Annotated in this window: 6 protein-coding genes and 1 riboswitch; of the genes, 3 read left to right on the forward strand and 3 right to left on the reverse strand. The window is 61.1% G+C overall.

Going from position 1 to position 6228, the window contains the following annotated elements:
• Positions 1-42: 42 nt before the first annotated feature.
• Complete coding sequence (locus AB5Y98_RS12335; protein ID WP_005306985.1) at positions 43-345, reverse strand: hypothetical protein; 303 nt, start codon at positions 343-345, stop codon at positions 43-45.
• Positions 346-349: 4 nt separating this feature from the next.
• Positions 350-1276 (reverse strand): sodium-dependent bicarbonate transport family permease, encoded by a 927-nt coding sequence (locus tag AB5Y98_RS12340; protein WP_368231989.1) that lies wholly within the window; start codon positions 1274-1276, stop codon positions 350-352.
• Positions 1277-1387: 111 nt separating this feature from the next.
• Between AB5Y98_RS12340 and AB5Y98_RS12345 the strand changes: the two genes are divergently transcribed.
• The 3 genes from AB5Y98_RS12345 (at position 1388) to murI (ending at position 5333) form a co-directional block, all read left to right on the forward strand.
• On the forward strand, positions 1388-2290 hold the full coding sequence (locus AB5Y98_RS12345; protein WP_010635666.1) for a LysR family transcriptional regulator: 903 nt from the start codon (positions 1388-1390) through the stop codon (positions 2288-2290).
• A gap of 35 nt (positions 2291-2325) precedes the next feature.
• Positions 2326-2504: riboswitch (cobalamin riboswitch) on the forward strand.
• A gap of 51 nt (positions 2505-2555) precedes the next feature.
• Positions 2556-4433, forward strand: coding sequence for a TonB-dependent receptor (locus AB5Y98_RS12350; RefSeq protein WP_368231990.1), 1878 nt, complete (start codon positions 2556-2558; stop codon positions 4431-4433).
• A gap of 105 nt (positions 4434-4538) precedes the next feature.
• Positions 4539-5333, forward strand: a complete 795-nt coding sequence (murI, locus tag AB5Y98_RS12355; protein ID WP_005306974.1) for a glutamate racemase — start codon at positions 4539-4541, stop codon at positions 5331-5333.
• Between the two features lie 18 nt (positions 5334-5351).
• Here the strand turns inward: murI and AB5Y98_RS12360 are convergent, their stop codons facing one another.
• Positions 5352-5846, reverse strand: coding sequence for an RNA-binding protein (locus AB5Y98_RS12360; RefSeq protein ID WP_005306971.1), 495 nt, complete (start codon positions 5844-5846; stop codon positions 5352-5354).
• Positions 5847-6228: the final 382 nt, after the last annotated feature.

A 6228-nucleotide genomic window follows, 5' to 3' on the forward strand; every position in this document is an offset into this window, starting at 1 on the left:
AAACGTTTGTCTCTGGTTGGCAAAAAGAGCCGGCAAGCCGGCTCAGAATTTTTCGGGTCGGACGATTTCGACCGGTTGCAAAAAGGCGACCATGGCATAGTCGGGGTAGTAGCGACTCTGCAGGTGGGCGAGCAGGCGTTCCGCCTGTTCGCGGCTGCAGATCGCTTCCAGCCGGATGTTGCCGCTCTCGCTCCAGCTGGCGTTGCGCTCACCGTGGTCGCCGCGCCCTCTGGCATCCGTGATGGTGTAGCCACGCAGCCCCTCGCGGGTGAGGGTGCGCAGCAGGGTGGGTTCCAGGTTCGCTTCCGTGATGACGGTGAGCAGGGTGCGGATCTCGGTCTGCATGTGGCTACTCCGTGAAGTGGCGGGCCCAGCTGTGGTAAAGCGGGATCCCCAGCATGATGTTGAACGGGAAGGTGACCCCCAGCACGGCGCTGAGCGACAGGCCCGGATTGGCCTGAGGCACGGCGATGCGCATGGTGGCCGGCACGGCGATATAGGAGGCGCTGGCCGCCAGGGTGGCCAGCAGGGTCAGGCCACCCAGGGAGAGCCCCATCAGCTGGCCGATCACCAGGCCGAGGCCAGCCGAGGCGAGCGGCATCAGCAGGGAGAAGCCGAGCAGGAACAGACCGTGACGGCGCAGGTCCTGGCACTGGCGGGCGACGATGAGGCCCATCTCCAGCAGGAACAGCGCCAGCGCCCCCTTGAACAGGTCGACAAACAGGGGCTTGAGCGGGGCAATCCCGTCGGGACCGGCGAGATAACCGATGGCCATGCCGCCCAGCAGCAGGGTGACCCCCTTGCCGAGGAAGGTTTCATGGGCCAGTCGGCGCCAGCGGGTCTGCCGGCTCACTCCCTGGGCCAGTACGATGCCAACCAGGATGGCGGGGATCTCCATCACCGCCAGGAAGATGGAGAGCTGGGATTCGAAGTTGATGCCGCGCTCGGTGAGCCAGTTCACCCCGACAGCAAAGGTTGCCACGCTGACCGAGCCGTAGTGGGCGGCAGTGGCGGCGGCATCGACCCGGTTCATCTTGAGGCGTAGCACGGCGAACCCGGCCAGGGTCTGCAGCATGCCGAGCAGGATCACCAGCGCCAGTTGCGGTAATAAGGGTTGCAGGGATTGTTGCGCCAGGCCGACGCCGCCCTTGAGGCCGATGGCCAGCAGCAGAAAGAGGGAGAGAGTATCGTAGAGCGCGGGCGGCAGCTTGAGCTCGGAGCGCACCAGACCGGCCAGCAGGCCAAACAGGAAAAAGAGTACAACAACATCCAGCATGGGAGTTCGCAGGAGGCAATTCACAGGGTGGTTGCATGCTAGAGTGCAAGATGTTTCGATAAAATCAGATTTTGATTGATGATTGTTCGGTAGAAACTGATAAGGGGCCCGATGCTCAACTACAAACAGCTCTATTACTTCTGGCACGTGGCACGCAGCGGTAGTGTGACGCGGGCCGCCGAACAGTTGCACCTCACGCCGCAGACCGTCAGCGGTCAGGTGGCCGAGCTTGAGCTCTCCCTCGGGGTGGCGCTGTTCAACCGGGTGGGGCGGCGGCTTGCCCTGACCGCCGCCGGTCGCCAGGCGCTCGAGCAGGCCGGCGCCATCTTCTCGCTCGGCGCCGATCTCGAGCATACCCTGCGCCATGCCAGCCAGGAGCTGACCATGCAGGTGGGGATCGCCGACTCAGTCCCCCGTACCCTGGCGTTCGAGCTGCTGGCGCCTGCCATGGCGCTGGCCACCCCGCTGCGCCTGGTGTGCCATGAAGAGCGGGCGGAACAGCTGTTCAGCGAGCTGGCCAGCCACAAGCTGGACATGGTGCTGATCGATCGCCCGCTTCCCCCCGATAGCGGGGTGCGCGGCTACAACCACGAGCTGGGGCGCAGCCCGCTGGCGCTGTTTGCCAGCCCCGAGCTGGCTGCCCGGGCACGGCAGGGTTTTCCTGCTTCCCTCGAAGGCTTGCCCCTGCTGATCCCCGGAGAGAAGTCGGCAACCCATGACAGCCTGCTGGCCTGGTATCGTCAGCAGGGCATTCATCCTCATCTGGTCGGCCAGTTTGATGACTCCACCCTGATGAAGTCGTTTGGCAAGGCGGGGATGGGGATCTTCCCGGCGCCGCTGGCCATGGCCGAGGAGATAGCGCGGCTTTATGGTGTCGAACGGATTGCAACCCTGACCGAAGTGACGCTCTCCTACTATCTGGTGTCGGCCGGTCGCCACCTCTCCCATCCCGGTGTGCAGGCGGTGATGGCAGGGGCGAAGCAGCGATTGGCGGCATTGGGTGGCAAGAAATAGAAATCTGGATGGCTATACATCCACCTCTGCTCTGCCTATAATCCCTGCGCTTTGGCGCATCATGCTTAATAGGGAATCCGGTGAAAATCCGGAGCTGGCGCGCAGCGGTAAGGGGGAACGAAGCGACATCAGGGCACTGCCATCGGGTGGGAAGCCGTCGCCGTAGGCCATCAGCCCCCCAGCCCGAAGACCTGCCAAAGTTCGTATTTCGGGCCGAGAGAAACCGGCCACGAAGTAGATGCTTACGCGAACTTAAGGATCTCTCATGTCCAAGAAATTATTGGCGGCTGCCCTGTTGCCAACGGCGGCCTTTGCCCAGCCACTGACCATCCCCGTCAACCCCACCATGGTGGTGACCGCCACCCGTGTCGCCCAACCTGCCTCCAGTGTGCTGGCTCCCGTCAACGTGGTGACCCGTGACGAGATCGACCGTCTGCAAGCCCAGACCGTGACCGATGTGGTCAAGACCCTGCCCGGCGTGGAAGTGGTGAGCAATGGCGGCCGTGGCCAGCTGAGCTCGCTGCGGGTGCGTGGCGGCACTTCTTCCCAGACCCTGGTGCTGGTGGACGGGGTGCGTAGCGCCTCTCTGACCGCCGGGATGACGGAGCTCAACAACCTGCCGCTCAACCAGGTGGAGCGTATCGAATATATCCGCGGTGCGCGTGCCACTATCTATGGTTCGGATGCCATCGGCGGGGTGATCAACATCATCACCCGTCCCGATCCCGCGACCAACAAGCACAAATTCAATGTCGGTGCCGGCTCTCACAAACAGCGCCAGGCCGCCTTCAGCAGCGCCAGCCAGATCGGTGAAGCTGGCCAGCTCAAGGTTGCCGGGAGCTTCGATGACGAGACCGGCTACAACGTCCACCCCATCGCAGGGGTGAACGATGGCGACAAGCACGGTCACCGGGGCTATAACGCCATGCTGGACTATCAGCATGCGCTGACCGGCAACTGGGATCTGTTCGGCACGACCCGCTGGTTCCGCAACATTGCCCAGTACGACCGATCGTCCGCCGCTTCTGCCTGGGGCCCGGCCTACCATCAGCGCAACGAAACCTGGACCGAGAATCAGAGCTACCAGCTGGGGTCCCGTTATCACGACGAGCGTTACCAGAGCGAACTGCGCGGTGCCTTCTCCAAACAGGATGCCTACGACTACCCGGACAGCAGCGGCCGCGATCAGGCCACTGACCGGCTCTATACCCGTCAGTACACCCTGAACTGGGTCAACAACGTCAAGCTGGACGAGAACTGGACCCTGGGTAGCGGCGCCGACTGGCAGCGTGACATGCTGGATGCCAGTTCCCGCTCCTCCGGCACCGCCTTCCCGAGCGATGCCGACGAGCGCGACAACACCGGGCTCTATGCTCTGGCCCAGTTTGACAACCAGACGTGGCAGGCCGAGCTGAGCGGTCGCAGTGACGACAACAAGCAGTTTGGGCGTCACAACACCTGGCAGACCGGGGCTGGTTGGCGCTTCGTGGAGGATTATCGCCTCAGTGCCCGTTACGGCACCGGCTTTCGCGCACCCTCCTTTAATGACCTTTACTACCCGAGCTCAGGCAACCCTGACTTGAAGCCGGAAGAGTCGAAGAGCCGCGAGCTGATGCTCGATGGCCAGACTGCCGGCGTCGAGTGGCGTGTAACCGGTTATCGCAACGACTTCGAGCAGATGATCCAGTGGGCACCCACTAATCCGAGTGATTCCAACAGCCTCTGGAGTCCTCAGAACGTTGGCAAGGCGCGGATCGAGGGTGTCGAGCTGGAAGGGGAATTTGGCACCGGCTGGCTGAGCCACCGGGTCTCTGCCGAGTACAAGGATCCCAAGGACAAGGTGACCGACAAACAGCTGCAGCTGATCTCCCGCAAGGGGGCCAAGTGGGTGACCCAGGCACAGTGGCAGCAGTTCGATGGCTCCCTGAGCTGGATCTATCAGGGCGAGCGCTATGGCGATGCGGCCAACACGACCCAGCTGGGGGGCTACAGTGTCTGGAACCTGGCAGTAGGTTATCAGGTCGCGCTTTCCTGGAAGGTCTCCGGCAAGATCAACAACCTGCTGGACAAGGAGTACCAGACTGCGGTGGGCTACCCGGCCGACGAGCGTGCCTATTACGTGACGGTCGACTACTCACTCTGATCCCGACCGTGATTGTATAAATGAGGGGCCCCGCCATTGGTGGGGCCTTTTCTATTGGCGGTGGGCGGGAGTATGATCGCCGACTTGCACCAAAGGGGAGTTCAAGTGGCCAATATTCTCGTGTTCGACTCCGGTATGGGTGGGCTGACCATCTACCGCGAGATCCGCCGCGCATTGCCGGCACACAACTATCTCTATTGCTTCGACAACGCCAACTTCCCCTATGGTGAGCTGAGCGAGCCTGCCCTGATTGCTGCCTGCACCCGACTGGTCACTACCATGGTGGCTCGTCATCATATCGATCTGGTGGTGATCGCCTGCAACACCGCCAGCACCATAGCGCTGCCTGCCCTGCGCGAGGCTCTGGCTATTCCCGTGGTAGGGGTGGTGCCTGCCATCAAGCCCGCGGCCGCGCTTACCCGCAACGGTTGCATCGGTCTGCTGGCGACACCGGGTACCGTCAGCCGTGAATACACCCACGAGCTTATCGCCCAGTTTGCGCCGGGCAAGCGGGTGCTGCTCAAGGGGGCGACCGAGCTGGTCATCGAGGCTGAACGCAAGCTGGCGGGTCTGCCGGTCAATATGGCGCTGTTGCGGGAAGTGCTGGCGGACTGGCTGGAAGGGGAAGAACACCCGGATACCCTGGTGCTGGGCTGTACCCATTTCCCGTTGCTGGATGAAGAGATACGGCAGCTGATGCCTGCGTGCCAACTGGTGGATTCCGGCAGTGCGGTTGCCAAACGGGTGGCTCACCTGTTGACTGGTTTGGTCACGACACCGACGCGGATGGAAGATGTCGGGGGGAGCGCCTATTGTACCAGGCTGGATGCCCAGACCCAGAAACTGACAGCCCCCTTGCAAGCTTGGGGGCTGTCATCACTCGAAGAGGTCAGGTTTTAACAAACGATCGGTTGCCGATCAGGCGTCAACCTCGTTGCCTTCTCGTTCATCTTTATCCCGCTTGTCATTGGCTTCGCGCACCTTGAGAGTGCGCTGCTGATACTCCTTGTCGTTGAGCGCGGCGATCGCCTTGGCGGCGTCCGCAGCAGGCATCTCTACGAAACCAAATCCCCGGCGCTTGCCGGTGGCCTTGTCCTTCATCAGACGGACAGAGATCACCTGGCCCTGTTCGGCAAACAGTTCACGCACGGCTATCTCATTGGCCCGGTATGGCAGGTTGCCTACATATAAGGTGCAGGTCTCCTGATTGGAGGCCTGTTCAGTGGCGCCGGCGGGCGCACGGTTGTTGAGGAACAGCGGTACCACGAAACCGCCGATGGCCAGACCCACAGCAAAAATCACTTCGGCTTTCAAAGAAAATTGCAGTGCCTGGGCAACCAGATAACCAACCAGTGCCAACACCAGGGCAAGGATGGCTGCCTGCACATAAACGGGAAACTTGGATAAATTCATCTTTAAAGACCTTTTGTAAATGAAAGCAAAAAAGGTGCAACACTCTATTCACCTCCATGGTAACCAGCTTTCCAGCCGGGCGCTACCATGGACCATTCGGGACACATTATCCGTTCCAGTATGGCATCCCTTGCGGGAGGAAGACCCACTTAAATGATGATAAAAGGGGTCTGAAATCATTGGGTTGTGGATAACATTGTATATATACACTGAGTAAGCTGTTTCTAATTGGATAATTTGAGATTTCCGTGACTTTCTTCAAAAAAAGCCTTGTCATCGCGACGCGTCTCCCTATAATGCGCCCTCACCAGCACGGCAGAACACGCCAACCTGATGAGCTCGCTTCCTCGTGAAGCCAGCGCCGAAAGAAAAGCGAAAACAA

The sequence above is a fragment of the Aeromonas sp. s3 genome (genome assembly GCF_040907805.1).
In the GTDB taxonomy this organism is placed as follows: domain Bacteria; phylum Pseudomonadota; class Gammaproteobacteria; order Enterobacterales; family Aeromonadaceae; genus Aeromonas; species Aeromonas dhakensis.

Coding starts and splice junctions, on each gene's coding strand:
- AB5Y98_RS12360 (WP_005306971.1), bottom strand. CDS start 5,846: ATGAATTTATCCAAGTTTCCCGTTTATGTGCAGGCAGCCATCCTTGCC.
- AB5Y98_RS12345 (WP_010635666.1), top strand. CDS start 1,388: ATGCTCAACTACAAACAGCTCTATTACTTCTGGCACGTGGCACGCAGC.
- AB5Y98_RS12340 (WP_368231989.1), bottom strand. CDS start 1,276: ATGCTGGATGTTGTTGTACTCTTTTTCCTGTTTGGCCTGCTGGCCGGT.
- AB5Y98_RS12335 (WP_005306985.1), bottom strand. CDS start 345: ATGCAGACCGAGATCCGCACCCTGCTCACCGTCATCACGGAAGCGAAC.
- AB5Y98_RS12350 (WP_368231990.1), top strand. CDS start 2,556: ATGTCCAAGAAATTATTGGCGGCTGCCCTGTTGCCAACGGCGGCCTTT.